We start from the raw sequence: 19,398 nt of genomic DNA, 5'->3' as shown, positions 1-19,398 counted from the left end.
CCCGGTTCCTTCCCGTTCCAGAAAGGCTGACCATGCCCGTCGAGTTCATCGGAATGATCGGCACGCACGACGTGTCGGAGACACGCGCGGCACGCGGACCGCTCGTCGACCCCGCGTACACGCTCCGCTTCGCACGCGCCCACGAGGACGGCGGCTTCGACCGCGTCCTCATCGGCTACGGCTCCTCCACCCCCGACGGCACACAGGTGGCCGCGCATGTCGCCGCGCACACCGAACGGCTCGGGCTGCTCGTCGCACACCGCCCCGGCTTCGTCGCCCCGACGCTGGCGGCGCGCACCTTCGCGACCCTGGACCAGTTCTCCGGCGGACGCGTGGCCGTGCACATCATCAGCGGCGGCCGGGACGCGGAGCAGCGGCGCGACGGCGACTACCTGGACAAGGAGGACAGGTACGCGCGCACCGACGAGTACCTCGACGTGCTCAAGCGCGCCTGGACCGAGCGGGAGCCGTTCAGCCACGAGGGCCGCTTCTACCGCTTCGCCGACTTCCACTCCGAGGTGCGCCCGAACCAGCAGCCGCGCATCCCCCTCTACTTCGGCGGTTCCTCCGAGGCCGCCTACCGCGTCGGGGGCAAGCACGCGGACACCTTCGCGCTGTGGGGTGAGCCGCTGGCCGAGACGGCGGCGCAGATCGCCGCGATCCGGGATGCCGCGGCGGCGGCCGGGCGCACCGAACCGCCGGGCATCAGCGTCTCGTTCCGCCCGATCATCGCGCCCACCGAGGAGCTGGCCTGGGAGCGCGCGCACCGCGTGCTGGACACGATCCGCTCCGAGGGGCCCAAGGGCTCCTTCACCGCGCCCCGCCACGAGCGCGAGGCGCTGGGCAGCGCGCGTCCCGGCAGCACGGGCGACGCGGACGGCCAGCCGGAGAACATCGGTTCGCGACGGCTGCTGGCCGCGGCCGCCAAGGGCGAGCTGCACGACCGCGCCCTGTGGACGGCGACGGCAGCGGCGACGGGTGCGGCGGGCAACTCCACCGCGCTGGTCGGCACACCGGAGACCGTCGCACAGGCGCTTCTCGACTACGTCGACATCGGCGTGACGACCCTGCTCATCCGCGGCTACGACCCACTGGACGACGCCATCGACTACGGGCGCCACCTGCTGCCGCTCGTACGGCAGGAACTGGCACACCGCGCACGCACATCGACGGCACCCACGTCCGTGTCCGACCACACGCCGGACATGCCGTCCGCGCCCGTCGTCGCGGGGCGTGGTGCGTGATGGCCGCCGCAGCACACACAGCCGCGGAGCACACACCGTCCGACGTACGCGGCGCCGCCCGCACACCGCGCTCATGGCACCCCGCGCCCGGACTCACCCGGCGCGGCACACTCGTCGTCCTGCCGGGGCGGGGTGAACACGGCGGCGTGTACGAGCGGTTCGGCCGACGGCTCGCCGTGGACGCCTACACCGTGCACGCCGTGGACACCGCGCCGGAGGACGATGCCCCGGCGGTGGCGCGGGCGGTGCGCGAGGCGCTGCGGCCGGGGGATGCGGAGCCCGTGGCGCCCGTCGTGCTGGTGGGCTCGGACACGGGTGCGCTCCAGGCGCTGCTGGTGGCCGAGGCCGTCGGCGCGAGCGGTCTCGTACTGGCCGGACTGCCGGGACTGGCGGGGTTGCCGGGGGCCGACGGGCCGGAGGGCGGCTGGGAGGCGGAGCTGACGGCCCGCACCGCCTGCCCCGTCCACCGCGCACGTCTCGACGCCGACCCTGACATCGACCACGGCGCGCTCTTCCGCCCCGTACCGGAGGCGCTGCGGGCCGCCGCCGCTTCGGCCAACACACCATCTCCCGCACTGGTGCTGCACGGGGAAGCCGACCCGGTCAGCCCGGTGGCGGCCGCGCGTGCCGTCGCCGCCGCGCTGCCCGTCGCGGAGCTGGCGACGGTACGGGGCGGCGTGCACGACGTCCTCAACGACGCCGCGCACCGCACCGTCGCCGCGGCCGTCGTGCAGTGGCTGGAGCGCCTGAGGGCGGAGCCCGCCTCGCGCACCGGCCCTCCCGCGGCTCTGCTCACCACCGAGCCCGTACCTGCCTGACACCACCCGCCCCGCCCATCCGCATCCGCATCCGCATCCCGACGTTGGGAGACCCTCATGACGGCCCTCACCACCAATGCCACGCACGCACCCGCCCTCTCCGGCGCCGACATGCTGCGCCGCACCCTCCGACGGCTCGCCTCAGGGGTCACCGTGATCACGGTGCCGGGCCCGGCCGGGTTCACGGCCACCTCGTTCACCTCGGTGTCCGTGAACCCGCCCCTGGTCTCCTTCTACGTCTCCACCACCGCCTCCTCGGCCCCCGCCGTGCGCGCCTCAGCGCACTTCGCGGCACACATCCTCACCGGGGACCAGTCGGACGTGGCCGAGCGGTTCGCCCGTAGCGGCGTGGACCGCTTCGCGGGCGCCACATGGGAGCCGGACAGGCGCGGGGTACCGCTGCTCGACGGGGTGGACGCCTGGCTGGTCGCCCGTACCCACGAGATTCGTCCCATCGGCGACCACCTGCTCGTGGTGGGCGAGGTCATCGACAACGGCGGCCCCGCCAACGCCTCCCCCCTGATCCACCACGCGGGCGCCCTCACCCCCCTCCACTAACCCCCCACCCCGTCGCCTGTCGCCTGTCACCCTCACCGGTGGGGCACAACGGGCCTACACTGTGCGGCGGTTCGCACACACGCACGTCGACAGGAGGCAGGACATGGCACACGCATCATGGGAAGCCGACCCTTCCGCGTCCTTTGCACGACGGCTGGGGAAGTCGGCGCAGGAGCTGGGCCATTCCGACGGCAAGGACCAGTGCCCCGATATCTGGCAGCTCGACAACGGCGACGTCGCGGTCATCGGCAAGGACCTGACGGCCGCTTACGGGCCCCGTCTGCCGGAAGGGGTGTCCCTGGCGCCTGACGAACGGCTGGTCGTCATCCCCGGGAACATGCTCAGCGCGGCGCAGGAGGATGTCACCGGCAAGTGACCCCGCGTGTTCCTCGCCGCACACGGCCGGAAAGCACATTGCTGCGCCAGTTGACGGCGGCAAGGATGGCGCGCATGGGGAATACGGGGGACGCAGCGGCGCCGGAGGCGCGGGACTCCGCTGCTTTTGTCGCGGCCATGCGGCGGCTCAAGGAGCGGTCGGGGCTGACGTACCGGCAGTTGGAGGACCGGGCCGCCGAGCGGGGCGGGGTGCTGCCGCGCAGCACGCTGGCCGATGTGCTGCGCCAGGACACGCTGCCGCGCGCGGAGATCGTGTCGGCGCTTCTCCTCGCCTGCGGCGAGGAAGCGCACACCGACGCCTGGCTGGAGATCCGCGAGCGGATCGCGGCCGGGGGCGCTGTGTCGGGGCCTGCACCGACGGACGGTCCGGAGCCCGGCACCACCGGCACCGAGACGGTCGGGAGCGGCGACGGCCGCGCCGACCGGCCCGGCGCCTCCGACGCCCCCCGCTGGCCCCGCTCCCCGCTCGGCTCACGGGGCCGCTCCCTGACCACCGTGCTGTCGCTGGCCGCGCTGGTCGCAGGCGCGTACTTCGCGGTGGCCGAGCTGTCAGGGCGTGGCCCCGGGGCCGGGGACGGCAGGCTGGCCGAGTCCGCCGCCGACGCCTCGCGGGAGGGCTCGGAGGAGTCGGGCGGCGCCGCGTCGGAGACCACGGCCAAGAAGTCCCCCGCACAGGGCACGTACCGCATCCGGTCCGTCGCCTCGTCCCTGTGCCTCTCCGAGCGCGACGGGGAGGGCAGCGGCAACGTCTACCAGTCCGGCTGCGAGGGCGCCGTCCCCGTCTACGCGCTGGAGAAGGCGGAGAGCGGGGCCTACCGCATCCGTTCCCTCCACCCCACCTTCGGCAAGGGCTGTCTCGGCGTGGACGAGGGGAGCACCCATCCGGGCGCGAGGATGGTGGACGACTACTGCGGGCACCGTGGCGTGGCCGAGCGCTTCCGCCTCCAGCCGACCGCCGAACCGGCGCGCGGCTACCGCCTCAAGCCCCTGCACGCTGACACCTGCGTGACGGTGCCCGGCGGCTCGGCGAAGGAGGGGACGTCGGTGCTCCAGCTTCCCTGCGACTCCGGTCTGGAAGGCCAGATCTTCCGCTTTGACCCCGTCCCAGCGCCTCGCGGCATCCCCACCCCGAAGGGCTAGCGGGTCCGGAGCTGGTCGGTCCGGTCCACTGCCGGTGACCGGCACCGCCCCCTGTGCCGGTGCCGGCCGTCAGTTGTGGTCGTTCCCGCAGACGAACAGCTCCCGCAGATAGGGCCATGTGGCGGGGCCGATCTTGCCGTCCACGTCCAGGACCTCCTTCTGGCACAGTACGTTGACCCTGGCCTGGAACTTCTTCGCGGCCGTCTGCGAGTTGCTTCCGAAGACCCCGTCGACGGTTCCCGGGCTGAACCCCTTGTGCTTGAGGATGCACTGGGCTTCCTTGCCCGCCGCGGACACGGACGTGGTGGAGGGCTGGACGGTCACCCCGTTGTAGTACCCGGCGCGGTACTGGAAGCCGTCCCCGACCCTGACCGTCGTGATGTCGCACGAGTACGCCTGGACACTGACGTCCGCCCCCGCTGCCGGGGTGACCGAGACGCCGGTCAGTGCCAGAGCAGCCGCTCCGAGAACCATGCTGAGCTTCACCCGGGATCGCACGTCCTGCCTCCATGTTGTCGGCCCCAACGGTGGGGTGCGATCAGTGTCCAGGGAGGTGAGCCCGGTGCCCCAGCCTTTTCAGCCCTGCCGAAAAGGCCCAGGACAGATGGCGGAACGGCACGCTCCCTTCCCCCCTCTCCGCGCCATGGGCGCCGACAGCACGGCGTGGCCACTGGGCGCGGCGGGCCGCCGGGTGACGGCCCGCCGTGTCCGGTCCGGTGTACCGGCGTCGGTCAGCCGGTCAGCCGGCGGCCTGTCCGCCGGTGCCGGGCGCGGAGGCGGACGGGAAGACGACGCGTCCCTCCATCATCATCTGCTCGAACATCCGCCCCATCGACGCGGTGTCGTTGAGGCGGGGGAACTCCTCACCGGCGGGCGGCTCGACGCCGAGGAAGGCGCAGAGCGGGCCCCACCCCTCGCGCACGTCGAACACCAGCAGCCGCTCGGGGGCGATCTCCTCGCGGACCGCGGCGATGTGCCGGTGGTAGGCGGCGACGATGGCGTCCTCGTCGGACATGTCCTGGCCCATCCGCCAGTCCGGGCCGAAGATCTCCTTGCCCTTGCTGTCCAGCAGCGGGCGCAGCCGCTGCATTCCCTCCAGGAGCGGGCGTATCTCCGCGGGTGCCTGCTCGACCGCCTCCCGCATCGAGTCGGACCGCTCGGCCAGGGTGCGGAAGCTGGTGTACCAGCGGTGCGGGTCACGGACGGTGAGGATGACCTTCGCCTCCGGGTAGCTCTGTGCCAGCTCCCGCCAGAAAAGACCGGACGGCCAGTCCACGGCCGAGACGTACCCCTCCAGCACGTGGTCCCAGTCGACGGGGCCGTCCGACCCGGCCGACAGCCAGCGGTCCACCTGCTCGGGGTGGGTGAGGACCTCGGACATGTGGTGGCAGGGGCCGAGGCCGAGCAGTTCCAGCGCCGTCTGCGTCGACTTCGTACCCGTCCGCGGCAGCCCCGCTCCGATTATCCGCAGCACTCCCAATTCCTCCCTCTGCCATGCGCGGCCCGCCCCGGCGTGTCCGGCGGCGTGCCCGTCATGGCTCCAGGACGAACACTAGGCCGTTTCCGACGGCTCCCGTCAGGCCCGTCGCCTGGTGTTTTCCGTCCGCTCAGCGGGGTCACTCCTTCACCGCTCCGCTCAGCATCCCCTCGATGAAGCGCCGTTGCAGTGCCACATAGACGACGACCACCGGGAGCGCGATCAGGACGGAGGCCGCCGCGAGGAGCGCCGTGTCCGAGCTGTGCTGGCCCTGGAAGAAGGCGAGGCCGAGGGGGACGGTGCGGTGCGCTTCGTCGCTGACCATGACGAGGGCCAGCAGGAACTCGTTCCACGTCCACATGAAGACGATGACGACCATCGTGGAGATCGCCGGGCGCCCCATCGGCACCAGCACCCGCCACAGTGTGGTCCAGCTCGACGCGCCGTCGATACGTGCCGCCTCGACGACGGCACGGGGGCTGCCGCGGAAGTACGTGCGCATCCAGAAGACGCCGAAGGCGAGGGACTGCGCGGTCTGCGGGAGGATCAGCGCCCAGTAGGTGTCGGTCAGCCCCCAGTGGCGCAGGTCGAAGTAGAGGGGCACGACCAGCGCCTCCTGGGGCAGGGTCAGCCCGATGACGAACAGGTAGAAGAGCACCGTCGAGCCGGGGAAGCGCATCACGCCGAACGCGTAGGCCGCCAGCACGGCCAGGACCGAGGTGGCGGCGACGACGGCCACCGTGATCAGGGCCGAGTTGGCGAGGTAGGTGCCGAAGTGGCCGCGGGTCCAGGCGTCGGCGAAGTTGCCCCAGTTGAGCCCGTCGGGCAGCGAGAAGCCCGTGTCCAGGGAGGAGCGGCGGCCGAGTGCCGTCGAGAGTATGCCCAGCACCGGGGTGAGGGAGACGGCGGCGAAGAGGGCGAGCATGCCGTAGGTGACGGTGCGCTCAAGGCGCCCGGTGACCGCCCCGGAGCCGGATGCCGTGCCATGTGTACCGGTGCCGGTCATCGGTTCCGTCCCTCCACCAGCCGCGACACCGCGACCGTCAGCGCGAAGATCAGCACGGTCAGGCCGACGCCCATCGCCGCCGCCGCGCCGACCTCGTTGGTCTCGAAGGCGCGACGGTAGACCTCGTACGCCGGTACGGAGGTGGCGTTGCCGGGGCCGCCGCTGGTCGTGATGTAGATGAGGTCGAAGTTGCGGAGCCCGGCGACGATGGTGAGGGTGAGCGCGACGGCGATCTCGGCGCGCAGCCCTGGCAGGGTCACCGCGAAGAACTCCCGCACCGCACCCGCCCCGTCCAGCCGCGCGGCCTCGTACAGTTCGCGCGGGATCCGCTGCGCCCCGGCCAGGAACAGCACCAGGCACAGCCCGGTCTCCACCCAGGTGCCGACGGCGCCGACGGCCGGGAGCGCCCAGGTGTAGTCGCCCAGCCAGGAGCGGGTCAGCGCGTCGAGGCCGACGAGCCGGAGCGTGTCGTTCAGCAGCCCGTCGGGCGCGAGGATCGAGCGCCAGGCGACGCCGACGACCACCATCGCCAGCACCTGCGGCAGGAAGAGCACCGTGCGGAAGAAGGTCATCCCCCGCACCCGGAACCGCGAGAGCGCCGAGGCCAGCAGCAGCCCGATGGCCACGGGGAGCGCCGCGTAGAAGAGGAGCAGCACCGCGGCGTGTACGAAGGGGGCGCGCAGTCCGGGGTCGGTCAGCAGGTCGCGGTAGTTGTCGAACCCGGCCCAGGTGGCGACGGTCAGCCCGTCCCAGTGCAGCAGGGAGAGCCATACGGTCTGGCCGAAGGGGAAGAGCAGGAAGACGCCGTACACGGCGAGTGCGGGCAGGAGGTAGAGGTAGCCGATCGCGCGCGGCTGCCCTGGCGCGCCGCGCCGGTAGCGCGCGGCGAACGCGCCCGGCAGGCCCCGGCCCGCCCCGCGCGCACCGTCGCCCCGGCCCGCGACGGGCCGCCCCGCCGCGCTCATTCGCCGCCCTCCCCGCCACCGGAACCGCCGGAGCCCTCACCGGAACCCGGGCGCTCGGCGCGCTGCTTCGCGCGGAACTCCCCGTACTCCCGCTGCATCGTGTCCGCGAGCGCGTCCGGCGTGACGCTGCCGTCGATGACGCCCTGGAGCTGCGCCGAGAGGGTGTCGTAGAAGCCGGGGGTGGTGTAGTCGAGGTAGGGGACGAGGCCGTCGGCCGCGCTGAGCCTGCGCCAGCCCGCGATCATCTGCCCGTCGGCCGTGCCGGACGGCACCTCGCGCGCGGCGCGCCCCGGCACGGCGGGCAGCACGCCCTCCTCGGTCATCACGTCGGCCGCGTGGGTGCCGGTGAGGAAGTCGAGGTAGGCCGCCGCGACGTCCGGGTGCCGGGACTTGGACGTGACGGACCAGGCCAGGCCCTGGCCCCCGGTCGTCACGGGCGCTCCCCCGGCCTCGGCGGGCGGCGGGGGCATGAAGCCGAGCTTGTCGCCCATGGGCTTCTTGAGGTCGGCGAGCTGCCAGGTGCCGGTGATGAGGTAGGCGCCCTTGCCGTCGGCGAACTGCTTGGCCGCGTCGTCGTAGCCGGTCCCGTTCGCGCCCTTGGGGACGTAGCCCTGCTCGCGCCAGTCGGCGAGAGTGCGGGCCGCCTCGCGGGTGGGCGCGTTGTCGAATCCGTCGCCGCGGCCGAGGACGGTGTCGCGTATGGCCTCGGCACCGGCCGCGCCCTTCGCACCGCCCGCGCCTTCCGCGCCTTCCGTGCCTTCCGCTGCGCCCGCCTGGTTCTGGAGCACGCCGAAGGTGTGGATCGCCGGGTACTTGTCGAGGTTGCCGAACTGGACGGGCAGTTCCCCCTCCTTCTTGAGCCGGGGCAGCGAGTCCGTCAGCTCCTTCCACGTACGCGGCGGCTCGACCCCGGCCTTCTCCAGCACATCCTTGTTGTAGTAGACGCCGATGTACTCGCCGGTCTGGGAGATGCCGTACAGCCGCCCGGTGCCGAAGCTGTGGCCGTCGGCCGAGACGCGGTTGAGGTTGAGCAGCGTGTTCGGGTAGCGGGTGTTCCAGGCGTAGATGCCCGCGTAGTTGTCCAGCGGGGTGAGGAGGCCCGCGCGGACGAAGGCGACCATGTCGGAGTAGCCCTGGTTGGCCTGCACGACGTCGGGCGGGTTGTTGCCGGAGAGCGCCAGCTTGAGGGTGGTCTTGAGGTCGGAGAAGCTGCGCGAGACGCGCTGGACGCGCACGTTCGGGTAGCGCTTCTCGAACTCCGCGTTGAGCCGCTCGATCTCGGCGTTCGTGCCGCCCCGGGTCTCCTGGTCCCAGACCTTCAGGGTGACCTTGCCCGCCTTGCCGGGGTCGGGCACGGCGGTCGCGACGCCCGTACCGCCCCGTCCCGCCGCGCCCGAACCGTCCGTCCCCGGCACGCACCCCGTGGTGAGCAGCCCGAGCAGGGCGCCACCGGCGGCGAGCGCGACGGCGGGCGGCCGAGCGCGTCCGGTACGTGCGGCGCGTCCGGCGCGCACAGCACGTCCGGTACGTCCGTCGGCGCGCCCGCGACGGCGGCGGGCTCGGAGCGGTAGCAGCGTGGCCGGGAGCTGCATGGCGGGGCTCCTTCGGGAGGGCGGACGGGACAGCGGGCGCCGGCCTTACGGGAAGGCCGCGCCCGTCGTGCCGGGCCCCTCCGACAGGGGCCCTTCAAGCGGAAGCTCAGGTGGAGCGGAACCCGATGGTCGGCGTCGCACGCCGCAGCGCGGAGTCGCCCGCGCCCTTGGGCAGCAGGTCCTCCAGGAACCGGTAGCGCCGCAGCACCTCCTCGCCCTGCCCGCCGCACCGGGTGACGTACTGCCACCACGCCGCGACCTCCGTCCAGCCAGGCGCCGACAGGGACCCGCCGAAGTGCTGCACGGACAGCGCGGCCGTCAGGTTGGCGAAGGCGAGGCGGTCGGCGAGGGGCCAGCCCGCGAGGGTGCCGGCGGTGAACCCGGCGACGAAGACGTCGCCCGCGCCCGTCGGGTCCAGCGCGTTGACGTCCAGCGCGGGCACGTCGGCGCTCTCGCCGGAGAGGGAGTCGACGGCGACGGCCCCGCCCGCGCCCTTGGTCACCACCGCGATCGGCACCAGGTCGGCCAGCGCGCGCACGGCGGCCTCGGGCTCTTCGGTGCGGGTGTAGTGCTGTGCCTCGGTCGCGTTGGGCAGGAAGGCGTGGCAGTACGCGAGGTCGGCGAGGGTGTCGGGGTCCCAGGCGCCGGTCTCGTCCCAGCCGACGTCGGCGAAGACCTTGCTGCCCTCCTCGTACGCGTCCCGCACCCAGCGCTCCATCCTGCCGGGCGCCAGGGAGGTGAAGCAGGCGCGGGAGCGGGGCCGCTGGGCCACGCTGACGGAGGGCGGCGGGGCCTCGTGGCCGTGCGAGACCATGGTGCGCTCGCCCTCGTAGGCCATGGAGACGGTGACCGGCGAGTGCCAGCCGGGGGCGCGGTGCGAGGGCGTGAGGTCGATGCCCTCGTCGTCGGCGAGGGACTCCCAGCAGTAGTCGCCGTACACGTCGTCGCCGAAGGCGGCGGCCAGCGAGGTGCGCAGGCCGAGCCTGCGCAGCGCCGTCGCCATGTTGGCGACGCCGCCGGGGCTGGAGCCCATGCCGCGCGACCAGGACTCGGTGCCGCGCACGGGGGCGTGGTCGAGCCCGGTGAAGATGATGTCGAGGAAGACGGTGCCGGTCAGGAACACGTCCTGGTCCGGGCCTCCGTCGCCGCGCAGGGACGCCAGCGGGTCCAGGCCCGCCGAGGTCGGCGCGGGCCTGGCACTTCCGGTCGTACTCAATTCCTCGCCCCCTGGCCGAAACATGCCGTCGTGTGCCCGATACCTTGCACCGCGCCACCCCAGGAGTGCAATACCTCGGTCACACTCGCGCACAGTCGCTCAATCGCGCTACATTGCCGGGCATGTTGCGCGAGAGCCGCCATGAACAGTTGCTGCGGATCCTCCGCGAGGAAGGCGTGCTGCCGATCGGCGAGATAGCCAAGCGGCTCCACGTCAGCGAGGCCACCGCGCGACGCGATCTGGACGGCCTCGGCAAGGCGGGCAGGCTCACGCGCATCTACGGCGGCGCCGTCGCGCACGACGCCGTGGCACGCGGCCCCGCCGAGCGGCCCTTCGCCGACGAGGAGGGCGACGACCTCGCCGCCAAGGACGCGGTGGCACGGGGCGCGGCCCGCATGGTCCAGGACGGCGACACGGTGCTGCTCGACATCGGCACCACCACGCTGCGGCTCGCGCGCCTGCTGCACGGCCGCCGCGTCACGGTGGCCACCAGCAGCCTCGCGGTCTACGAGGAGCTGCGCGACGACCCCGAGGTGGACCTCGTCCTCCTCGGCGGCCAGGTGCGGCGCAACTACCGTTCCCTGGTGGGCCACTTGACGGAGACGAGCCTGTCGCAGCTCTACGCCGACCGGCTGTTCCTCGGCACGAGCGGCGTGCTGCCCGACGGCCGGGTGCTGGACAGCACGGACGTCGAGGTGCCCGTGAAGCGGGCGATGCTGTCCGCTGCGCGGCAGGTGGTGCTGCTGGCCGTGGCACGCAAGTTCCCCGGTACGGGGACGGCCCGCGTGTGCGGGCCCGGCGACATCGACGTCCTCGTCACCAACGGAACCAGCGGACCGGACCAGGCAGCCGGGCCGGAAGAGACCGGCGCACAGCGACATCGGACGCACGACCCGGCACGACTCGCGGCCTTCCGCGAGGCCGGAGTGGAGGTAGTTGAGGTATGAGGCTGACCGTGCTGGGTGGCGGCGGGTTCCGGGTGCCGCTGGTGTACCGCGCCCTGCTGGAGGACACCGGCGACACGGCGGGACGGTGCACCGAACTCGTCCTGTACGACACGGAGCGCTCCCGGCTGGACGCGATCGGCGCGGTGCTCGCGCGCCAGGCCGAACGCCACCGCGCGGACGGTGCAGCGCCGCACCCCGCACCCCGGGTGCGTACCACCACCGACCTGGACGAGGCGCTGCGCGGCGCCGACTTCGTCTTCTCCGCCATCCGCGTCGGCGGCCTGGAGGGCCGCACCCGCGACGAGCGCGTCCCGCTCGCCGAGGGCGTGCTCGGCCAGGAAACGGTCGGCGCGGGCGGCGTGCTCTACGGGCTGCGGACGCTCCCGGTGGCCGTGCGCATCGCCGAGCGGGTGGCCGAGATCGCGCCGGACGCCTGGGTCATCAACTTCACCAACCCCGCCGGCATGGTCACCGAGGCCATGGCCCGCGTCTTCCGCGAGCGGGGGCTCGGGGACCGGGTGATCGGGATCTGCGACTCCCCCGTCGGCCTGTGCCGCCGCGCGGCCCGCGCGGTGGGAGCCGACCCGGACCGCGCGGACTACGACTACGTCGGCCTCAACCATCTGGGCTGGCTGCGCCGGGTGACCGTCGACGGGCGCGACCTGCTGCCCGGACTGCTGGGGGACGCGGCGCGCCTGGAGTCCTTCGAGGAGGGCAAGCTCTTCGGCGCCGACTGGCTGCGCGCCCTGGGCGTGCTGCCCAACGAGTATCTGCACTACTACTACTTCAACCGCGAGTCCGTCAGCGCCGTGCGCGGCGCCGAGGCGACGCGCGGCGAGTTCCTGCACCAGCAGCAGGCCCGCTTCTACGAGGGGCTGCGCTCGGGCGACCCGGCGGAGGCGTTCGAGGCGTGGGACCGTACGCGCCTGGAGCGCGAGGAGACCTATATGGCCGAGAGCCGCGAGGCCACGGGCGGCTGGGAGCGGGACAGCTGCGATTTGGACGGCGGCGGCTACGACCGGGTGGCGCTCGCCCTGATGCGGGCCATCGCCCGCAACGAGCGCACGACGCTGATCCTCAACGTCCCCAACAGGAACGCCGTGCCGGGGCTCGACGCGGACGCGGTGGTCGAGGTGCCCTGCCTCGTCGACGCGGGAGGGGCCCGCCCGCTGGCCACCGGCGCCGTCGCGCCCGACCAGCTCGGCCTGATGCTCTCCCTCAAGGCGGTGGAGCGCTCCGCGATCGAGGCGGCGGAGAGCGGTTCGCGCGACGCGGCCCTGCGCGCCCTGGCTCTGCACCCCCTGGTGGACTCGGTACGGGTCGCCGGACGCATCCTCGACGCGACGCGCGTGCACTGAGCCGCGACGGGCGCGCGCTGAGCCCGGCCGGTTGCTGAGCCGCGACGTGCCGGACATGCCGTGCGGGACCTCCCTGCCGTGCGGCGGAACTATGCGAGGATTGTCCCGTCGTTCGTCGAATGGGCGTGCCAATGGGCAAGGGTTCCACCGGCTCTACCGGCCCGGCCGAAGCCGAGGCCGGTCCCGCCGAAAGAGTGTCACCGGCCCGGCGCCTGGTCGCCCGCGCCGGTGTCCTCGTCAGCACCGACTCCTTCGCCGCCACGCTGCTGCTGGCGGCGACGCTGCTCGCGCTGCTGTGGGCCAACTCGCCCTGGAGCGGGAGCTACGAGGCGTTCTGGCACAGCGAGTTCGCGCTGCGCTGGGGCGACACCGAGCTGGCCATGGACCTGCGGCACTGGGTGAACGACGGGCTCATGGCCGTCTTCTTCTTCGTCGTCGGCCTGGAGGTGCGGCGCGAGCTTGTCCTCGGCGATCTCACCGACCGCCGTCGCGCCCGCGTCCCGCTGGCGGCGGCCGTCGCCGGGCTGGCCCTGCCCGCGCTGATCTTCCTGCTCTTCAACCCCTCCGGCGACGCCTCCCGCGCCTGGGGCGTGGTCATCTCCACGGACACGGCGTTCCTGCTCGGCGTCCTCGCCCTGGTCATCCCGCGCGGCGCCGTGCAATTGCGCCCGTTCCTGCTGGCCCTGGCCGTCGCCGACGACATCGGCGCCCTGCTGATCATCGCCCTCTTCTACACGGAGCAGCTCGCCCTCGTCCCGCTGATCCCCGCCGTGTGCGGGCTGCTGGCGGTGGTGGTGCTGGCCAGGTTCGACCAGTGGCGGGGCCCGGCCTACTTTGTCGTCTCCCTGGTGGTCTGGCTCGGCGTCGAGGCGTCGGGGGTGCATCCGACGATCGCCGGGGTGGCCATCGCGCTGCTGATGCCCGTACACCCGCCGCGCCGTCAGGACGTCGAGGACGCGGCGCTCCTGGCCCGCCGCTTCCGGCAGTCGCCGTCCGCCGAGTACGCGCGCAGCGCCCGGCAGAGCGTCGATCGCGCCGTGTCCATCAACGAGCGCGCGCACCGGCTCTGGCAGCCCTGGAGCGCGCTGGTCATCGTCCCCGTCTTCGCGGTGGCCAACGCGGGCGTGCGGCTCGACGGGGAGACACTCTCCGCGGCGCTGCGTTCCCCGCTGACGTGGGGCGTCGTGGCGGGGCTCGTGGTGGGCAAGACCGTCGGCATCACGGGCGCCGCCGCCTGGGCCGTCCGCATGGGCATGGGCACCCTGCCCGGCGGGCTGCGGCTGCCCCGGCTGGCGGGCGGCGCCGCGCTCTCCGGCATCGGCTTCACGATCTCGCTGTTCATCATCGACCTGGCGCTGAAGGACCCGGCCCTCCAGGACCAGGCGCGGGTGGGCGTGCTGCTGGCCTCCGTGCTCGCCGTGCTGACGGGCTGGCTGATCACCCGCGGCTACGAACGGCTGCGCCCCGAGGAGGCGTCGAAGCCGCCCGACCGGCTCGTCGAGCCCGTCGACCCGGACCGCGACCACGTGCTCGGCCCGGACGACGCGCCGCTGACGCTGGTCGAGTACGCGGACTTCGAGTGCCCCTTCTGCGGCCGGGCGACGGGCTCCGTGGACGAGGTGCGCCGCCACTTCGGCGAGCGCCTGCGGTACGTCTACCGGCACTACCCCCTCGGCGACGTCCACCCGCACGCGGCCCTCGCCGCCGAGGCCAGCGAGGCCGCGGCGGCCCAGGGCGGCTTCTGGCCGATGCACGACCGGCTCTTCGCGCGCAGCCACGCCCTCACCTTCGACGACCTCGTCGCGCACGCCGACGCGCTCGGCCTCGACACCGACCGCTTCGCCCGTGAGCTGCGGCTGCGGCTCCACGAGCGGCGGGTGCGCGAGGACGTGCGGACGGGGCAGGTCAGCGGCGTCCGGGGCACCCCGACCTTCTTCATCGGCGACGAACTGCACCAGGGCCCCTTCGACGCGGTCACCCTCATCGAACGGCTCACGGCTGCCGATCCCGGAGACGGGGCGTCCAGGGCGCGTACCGGCAGTACATGAGGCGCCGGGCGCGCCGGGCCGACTTGTCGTGCACCTCACACATTCTTGTCGTGTCCCTCACACGGTGCGGGCCGGTTGGTGATCTCACAGGGCGGGCATCACCCGTGCACAGGACCGGTCGTGCGCGGCACGGCCCGACGGCTTGGGAGGGCGTCGAGTGTCCACGAAGGAGGGGGAGGACGTCATGCGTGCGTCCACATACGGCCGCTGGCCGACGGCACGGGCCGAGTACAGCCTGCCGCGGAGGGATTCCTCCGTACGCTGGGCACGGCGCCTGACCAGCGCTTTTCTCGCACATCCCGTCGATCCGGCGCTCACGGGGGATCAGTTGCTCCAGGACGCGACGCTCGTCGTCTCCGAACTGGTCACCAACGCCACCCGGCACGGTGACGGGGACTGCCGGCTGCGTCTCTACGCGGCGGCCGGGCTGCTCATCGTCGAGGTGCACGACAGCAATCCGTCGCGCCCGCGGGTGGGGCCCATGCCGGGGCTGACGGAGAGCGGGCGGGGCATAGCGATGGTCAGACACGTGGCGCGCAGCTTCTCGGTCACCAGTGACCGGGGCGGGGGCAAGACCGTGCGCGCGGTGCTCGGCCCGAGCTGAGCCCGGCGGGCCCCGCGAGGGCCCGCCGGTCATCGCCCGGTTCCGTTCCCCGGACCTGCGTCCGCGTCGCCGTCGGCGTGCGCGTCCGCTCCGGGACCGGAAACGGAACCCGAACCGGAACCTGAACCTGAACCGGGCCCCGCCCCCGCACGGGAGAAACCGGGGCCCTGAGCCGCACCGGCCCCACCGGCCCCACCGGCCTCATCGGCCGCACAGGTCAGGACGCGGTCGCGGCCGACGGTGAAGCCGATGACGGCGCCGCCGCCCTCGCGCTGCCGCGCGAACACGGTGCCGCCGTGCGCCGTCGCCACCTCGCGCACGATGGCGAGGCCCAGCCCGGAGCCGGGCAGGCTGCGTGTGTCGGCCGAGCGGTAGAAGCGGTCGAAGATGCGGTCGAGGTCCTCCTCCGCGATGCCGGGCCCCCGGTCGGCGACCTCGACACACCCCTGGTGCACGGTGATCTCCACAGGACCGCTGCCGCCCTCGTCGAACTTGGCCGCGTTCTCCAGGAGGTTGGCCATCGCCCGGTGCAGCGCCGAGCGACGGCCCTCGACCACCGTGCCGTCCGACCGCACCGAGACCGTACGCCCCGTGCGACGCCCGGCGATCGAGGCGGCGTCCTCGGCCACCTCGCCGAGCGGCACCTCGCCCGTGGGCTCGTCGTCCTGCTGGCCCGCCGCCAGGTCCACCAGTTCGTTGACGAGGTCGGCCAGTTCGCGGGACTCGTCGCCCAGGTCGGTGATCAGCTCCTCGCGGGCCTCCGGCGGGAGTTCGTCTATGCGGCGCAGCAGCGAGATGTTGGTCCGCAGCGAGGTCAGCGGGGTGCGCAGTTCATGGCTCGCGTCCTGGACGAGGCGGCGCTGGTCCTCCATGGAGCGTGCCAGCCGCCCCAGCATGCGGTCGAAGGACCAGCCGAGCCTGGCCACCTCGTCGCGCCCGCCGACGGGCACCTCGGCGTGCAGGTTCCCGGTGCCCGCGACGCCCTCGGCCACCGCGCTCAGCCGCACCAGCCGCCCGGTGATCCGGTGCGCCAGCCACCAGCCCGCGAGGCCCGCGGCGACGATGACGACGACCACGAACAGGGCCGTGCGCTGCTGGAGTTCGCTCAGCAGGTCCTCGGTGTCGCTGAACTGCTGGGCGACCTGGATGGCGCCCCTGCCGCCGCCGAGCGACACCGTCGTCAGCCGGTACTCCGCGTCCTCGACGTTCACCTCGCGGCGCACCGCCTTGCCCGCTTCGCTGTGGGTGGCCATGTCGCGGTCCGAGGCGTTCACCGGGAGCCGGGGGCTGCCCCTGTCCACGGTCCTGCCGCCCTCGCCGAGGACCTGGACGTCGGTACGGGTGGGGCGGATGAGGTCGTCGCGGGGGCCGTCGTGGTCCGGGTCCGAGGTGGCGTAGTCCCTGGGCGTCAGCTCCTGCTCCCGCACCTGGCTGCGCAGGTCGGCGACCACTTCCGCGTACACCGACTGCTCGTCCACGCGCACCAGCCGCGCCGCCGCGTCGTAGCTGAGGAGGCCGACGAGCACGGTGACCAGGACGGCCACGGCGGCGAAGGAGATGGCGAAGGTGGTGCGCAGGCTGGAGAGCGGGCGCACGGCCAGCCTGGGCAGCGGGCGCACGGCCAGCCTCGGCCGGAGGCGGCGCGGCGGCCTCATCTCAGTCCTCCCGCAGCACGTAGCCCACACCGCGCACCGTGTGGATCAGCGCGGGGCTGCCGGGCTCGTCGAGTTTGCGCCGCAGATAGCCGACGTAGACGGCGAGGTTCTTGGAGCCGGGGCCGAAGTCGTAGCCCCAGATGCGGTCGTAGATGGTGGCGTGGTCGAGCACGATGTCCGCGTTGCGTACGAGCAGTTCCAGCAGCTCGAACTCGGTACGGGTCAGGTCCAGTTCGCGCTCCCCGCGCCACGCCCGCCTGGCCTGGGAGTCGATGCGCAGGTCGGCGGCGGTCAGCGGGCCGCCCGCTCCTCCCAGCCCCGCCACCCCGTCCTGCCCGTGGCCGCCGTCCTGGTCCGGTGCGCCGTCCTGGCCCTGGGCCGCCTCGACGCCCACCCGGCGCAGCAGGGCCCGCAGCCGGGCGAAGACCTCCTCGACCTCGAACGGCTTGACCACGTAGTCGTCGGCGCCCGCGTCGAGACCGGCGATGCGGTCGGCGGTCTCGACGCGCGCGGTGAGGATGAGGATCGGCGTGCGGTCGCCCTCGGCACGCAGCACCCTGCACACCTGGAGGCCGTCGACCCCGGGCATCATCACATCCAGCACCAGGACGTCGGGGCGTCGCTGATGCGCTGCGGCGAGCGCCTGGACGCCGTCGGCGACCGCGATGACGTCGTATCCCTCCAGAGCGAGCGCACGCTCCAGCGCGTGGCGGATGGCACGGTCGTCCTCGGCGAGCAGCACGGTGTGGTTCACACCCCGCAGTGTGCCAAGGCCGAAGGGCCGCGAACCCCGCTCTGAGCTGCGCGATGCCGCCTTTCTTACTCTGCTCTCACCTTCCGCACGTGGCCGGCTTACCCGGTGGGGGCACGGTGTGAGGACCGTGCGGAACGTCCGGCGCCGCCGGGGAAAGGCTGACCGCATGAAGATCGTGTTCCTGCTGCACAACGTCTACGCGATCGGCGGCACCATCCGCACCACCCTGAACCTCGCGACAGCTCTCGCGGATCGCGGGCACGAGGTCGCGATCGCCTCGATGACCCGCCACCGCGACAAGCCGAGGTTCGCCATCGACCCGCGGATCACGGTGGTGCCCCTGGTGGACGACAGGCAGGGCAGCTCGGACACCCTCGACCCCCTGCACGGCGAGCCCGCGCGCGACTATCCGGCAGCCGACAAGCGGCGGCGCAGCTACAGCCGCCTCAGCGATGTGCGGGCCCGCGCGTACCTGGGCTCCTGCGAAGCGGACGTGATCATCGGGACGCGGCCTGGCCTCAACGTCTACCTCGCCCGGTTCGGCCCGCGCGGGGCCCTGCGCATCGCCCAGGAGCATCTGCGCCACGACGCGCACAGCAAGCGGCTGCGCCGGGTGCTGGCCAGGGAGTACCGCTCGCTGGACGCGCTGGTGACGACGACGGAGGCGGACGCGGAGGTCTACCGCACCCGCATGCGGCTGCCGGGGGTACGGGTGCTCGCGGTGCCCAACATCGTCCCCGAACCGGCCGAGGGGAACCTCGCTTCCGCGACGACGCCCGGCGGGGGCCCCGACGGCGATGGCGGCGACGGCGGCGACGGCGACGGCCCCAAGGTGGTCGCGGCGGCGGGACGGCTGGCCCCAGGCAAGCGCTTCGACCTGCTCATCGAGGCGTTCGCCACCGTCCGCGAGAAGCACCCCGACTGGACGCTGCGCATCTACGGAGGCGGCCGTCAGAAGCGGGCGCTGCGGGATCTGACGGGCAGGCTGGGACTGGAGGACAGCGTGTCGCTGATGGGGCCGCGCTCCCCCATCGAGAAGGAGTTCGCCAAGGCGTCCCTCGTCGCGTCGGCCTCGGACGCCGAGTCCTTCGGCATGACCCTGGTGGAGGCCATGCGCTGCGGGCTCCCCGTCGTCAGCACGGACTGCCCGCTCGGGCCCGGCGAGATCATCCAGGACGGCATGAACGGCAGGCTGGTGCCCACGGGCGACGCGGACGCGCTCGCGTCCGCCATGATCGAGCTGATCGAGAACGGCGAGCGCCGCCGGGGCATGGGCACCGCGGCCCGCCTCAGCGCGCACCGCTTCGACCCCGCGCCGATCCTGCGCCGCTATGAGCTGCTCTTCTCCGAGCTGCACGCCACCCGCCACCAGCGCGCCCGGCAGCGCGCCATGGCGCGACTGGACGAACGGGTCAGGGCCCTGGTCCGCAGGGTCCGCGCGGCGCTGCGGCGGGGGCCGCCCGTACGGCCCCGGCGGCGCACGCGGGGCAGCCGGGGAAGCGGAGCGCCGGTCACGGGCTGAGCGGGAGCGCGAAACCTTGACGAAGGATTGGTCCAGTCCTACGTTCTGCGCATCGCTCGTTCATGTCGCGAGCCACTGTTCGCCAACATGAACCGGCG

Annotated in this window: 18 protein-coding genes; 10 read left to right on the top strand and 8 right to left on the bottom strand. The window is 73.2% G+C overall.

From position 1 onward, the window contains the following. Positions 1–32 precede the first annotated feature (32 nt). The 5 genes from ACYVOO_RS32625 to ACYVOO_RS32605 all read left to right on the top strand — a co-directional run bounded on the left by ACYVOO_RS32625 (position 33) and on the right by ACYVOO_RS32605 (position 4,156). Entirely contained in the window at positions 33–1,244 is a 1,212-nt protein-coding gene (locus tag ACYVOO_RS32625; RefSeq protein WP_461019321.1) for an LLM class flavin-dependent oxidoreductase, read from the top strand. Then, entirely contained in the window at positions 1,244–2,062 is an 819-nt protein-coding gene (locus tag ACYVOO_RS32620; protein WP_461019320.1) for an alpha/beta hydrolase, read from the top strand. The genes ACYVOO_RS32625 and ACYVOO_RS32620 overlap by 1 nt, the downstream gene beginning before the upstream one ends. A 57-nt stretch (positions 2,063–2,119) precedes the next feature. After that, positions 2,120–2,620, top strand: a complete 501-nt coding sequence (locus ACYVOO_RS32615; RefSeq protein ID WP_461019319.1) for a flavin reductase family protein — start codon at positions 2,120–2,122, stop codon at positions 2,618–2,620. 103 nt (positions 2,621–2,723) lie between these two features. After that, positions 2,724–2,996, top strand: coding sequence for a hypothetical protein (locus ACYVOO_RS32610; protein ID WP_461019318.1), 273 nt, complete (start codon positions 2,724–2,726; stop codon positions 2,994–2,996). A gap of 74 nt (positions 2,997–3,070) precedes the next feature. Further along, complete coding sequence (locus tag ACYVOO_RS32605) at positions 3,071–4,156, top strand: RICIN domain-containing protein (RefSeq protein WP_461019317.1); 1,086 nt, start codon at positions 3,071–3,073, stop codon at positions 4,154–4,156. A gap of 69 nt (positions 4,157–4,225) precedes the next feature. Here the strand turns inward: ACYVOO_RS32605 and ACYVOO_RS32600 are convergent, their stop codons facing one another. From ACYVOO_RS32600 to ACYVOO_RS32575, 6 genes are all read right to left on the bottom strand, one after another. Next, a complete protein-coding gene (locus tag ACYVOO_RS32600; protein ID WP_461019316.1) occupies positions 4,226–4,654 on the bottom strand; it encodes a peptidoglycan-binding domain-containing protein in 429 nt (142 codons plus the stop codon). A 241-nt stretch (positions 4,655–4,895) separates the two neighbouring features. After that, positions 4,896–5,630, bottom strand: a complete 735-nt coding sequence (locus tag ACYVOO_RS32595) for a sulfotransferase family protein (RefSeq protein ID WP_461019315.1) — start codon at positions 5,628–5,630, stop codon at positions 4,896–4,898. 142 nt (positions 5,631–5,772) lie between these two features. After that, positions 5,773–6,639 carry a carbohydrate ABC transporter permease gene (locus tag ACYVOO_RS32590; protein WP_461019314.1) on the bottom strand — a complete coding sequence of 289 codons (867 nt, stop codon included), beginning with the start codon at positions 6,637–6,639 and terminating at the stop codon, positions 5,773–5,775. Continuing rightward, complete coding sequence (locus ACYVOO_RS32585; protein WP_461019313.1) at positions 6,636–7,604, bottom strand: carbohydrate ABC transporter permease; 969 nt, start codon at positions 7,602–7,604, stop codon at positions 6,636–6,638. Before ACYVOO_RS32585 ends, ACYVOO_RS32590 begins: the two co-directional genes overlap by 4 nt. After that, entirely contained in the window at positions 7,601–9,196 is a 1,596-nt protein-coding gene (locus ACYVOO_RS32580; RefSeq protein ID WP_461019312.1) for an extracellular solute-binding protein, read from the bottom strand. The genes ACYVOO_RS32585 and ACYVOO_RS32580 overlap by 4 nt, the downstream gene beginning before the upstream one ends. A gap of 106 nt (positions 9,197–9,302) precedes the next feature. Continuing rightward, on the bottom strand, positions 9,303–10,412 hold the full coding sequence (locus ACYVOO_RS32575; RefSeq protein ID WP_461019311.1) for a carbohydrate kinase family protein: 1,110 nt from the start codon (positions 10,410–10,412) through the stop codon (positions 9,303–9,305). Between the two features lie 122 nt (positions 10,413–10,534). Between ACYVOO_RS32575 and ACYVOO_RS32570 the strand changes: the two genes are divergently transcribed. From ACYVOO_RS32570 to ACYVOO_RS32555, 4 genes are all read left to right on the top strand, one after another. Continuing rightward, the gene (locus tag ACYVOO_RS32570) at positions 10,535–11,359 is read left to right on the top strand and encodes a DeoR/GlpR family DNA-binding transcription regulator (RefSeq protein WP_461019310.1); all 825 of its coding nucleotides are present in this window, start codon (positions 10,535–10,537) and stop codon (positions 11,357–11,359) included. Then, positions 11,356–12,717, top strand: a complete 1,362-nt coding sequence (locus tag ACYVOO_RS32565) for a 6-phospho-beta-glucosidase (RefSeq protein WP_461019309.1) — start codon at positions 11,356–11,358, stop codon at positions 12,715–12,717. Before ACYVOO_RS32570 ends, ACYVOO_RS32565 begins: the two co-directional genes overlap by 4 nt. Positions 12,718–12,848: 131 nt before the next feature. Next, positions 12,849–14,765 carry a Na+/H+ antiporter NhaA gene (gene nhaA, locus ACYVOO_RS32560; protein ID WP_461019308.1) on the top strand — a complete coding sequence of 639 codons (1,917 nt, stop codon included), beginning with the start codon at positions 12,849–12,851 and terminating at the stop codon, positions 14,763–14,765. Positions 14,766–14,949: 184 nt separating this feature from the next. Beyond that, complete coding sequence (locus tag ACYVOO_RS32555) at positions 14,950–15,369, top strand: ATP-binding protein (RefSeq protein WP_461019307.1); 420 nt, start codon at positions 14,950–14,952, stop codon at positions 15,367–15,369. A 29-nt stretch (positions 15,370–15,398) separates the two neighbouring features. Here ACYVOO_RS32555 and ACYVOO_RS32550 read toward each other — a convergent pair whose 3' ends face one another. Together ACYVOO_RS32550 and ACYVOO_RS32545 are read right to left on the bottom strand one after the other, a co-directional pair. Next, positions 15,399–17,024, bottom strand: coding sequence for a sensor histidine kinase (locus ACYVOO_RS32550; RefSeq protein WP_461019306.1), 1,626 nt, complete (start codon positions 17,022–17,024; stop codon positions 15,399–15,401). 1 nt (position 17,025) lies between these two features. Further along, on the bottom strand, positions 17,026–17,778 hold the full coding sequence (locus ACYVOO_RS32545; protein WP_461019305.1) for a response regulator transcription factor: 753 nt from the start codon (positions 17,776–17,778) through the stop codon (positions 17,026–17,028). A 166-nt stretch (positions 17,779–17,944) separates the two neighbouring features. On the opposite strand from ACYVOO_RS32545, the gene ACYVOO_RS32540 reads away from it, so the two are divergent. Then, positions 17,945–19,300: a glycosyltransferase family 4 protein gene (locus ACYVOO_RS32540; protein ID WP_461019304.1), complete on the top strand. Its 1,356-nt coding sequence runs from the start codon at positions 17,945–17,947 to the stop codon at positions 19,298–19,300. Positions 19,301–19,398: the final 98 nt, after the last annotated feature.

Source organism: Streptomyces daliensis, from assembly GCF_054782395.1.
This window is presented reverse-complemented; position numbering and strand designations above follow the sequence as displayed.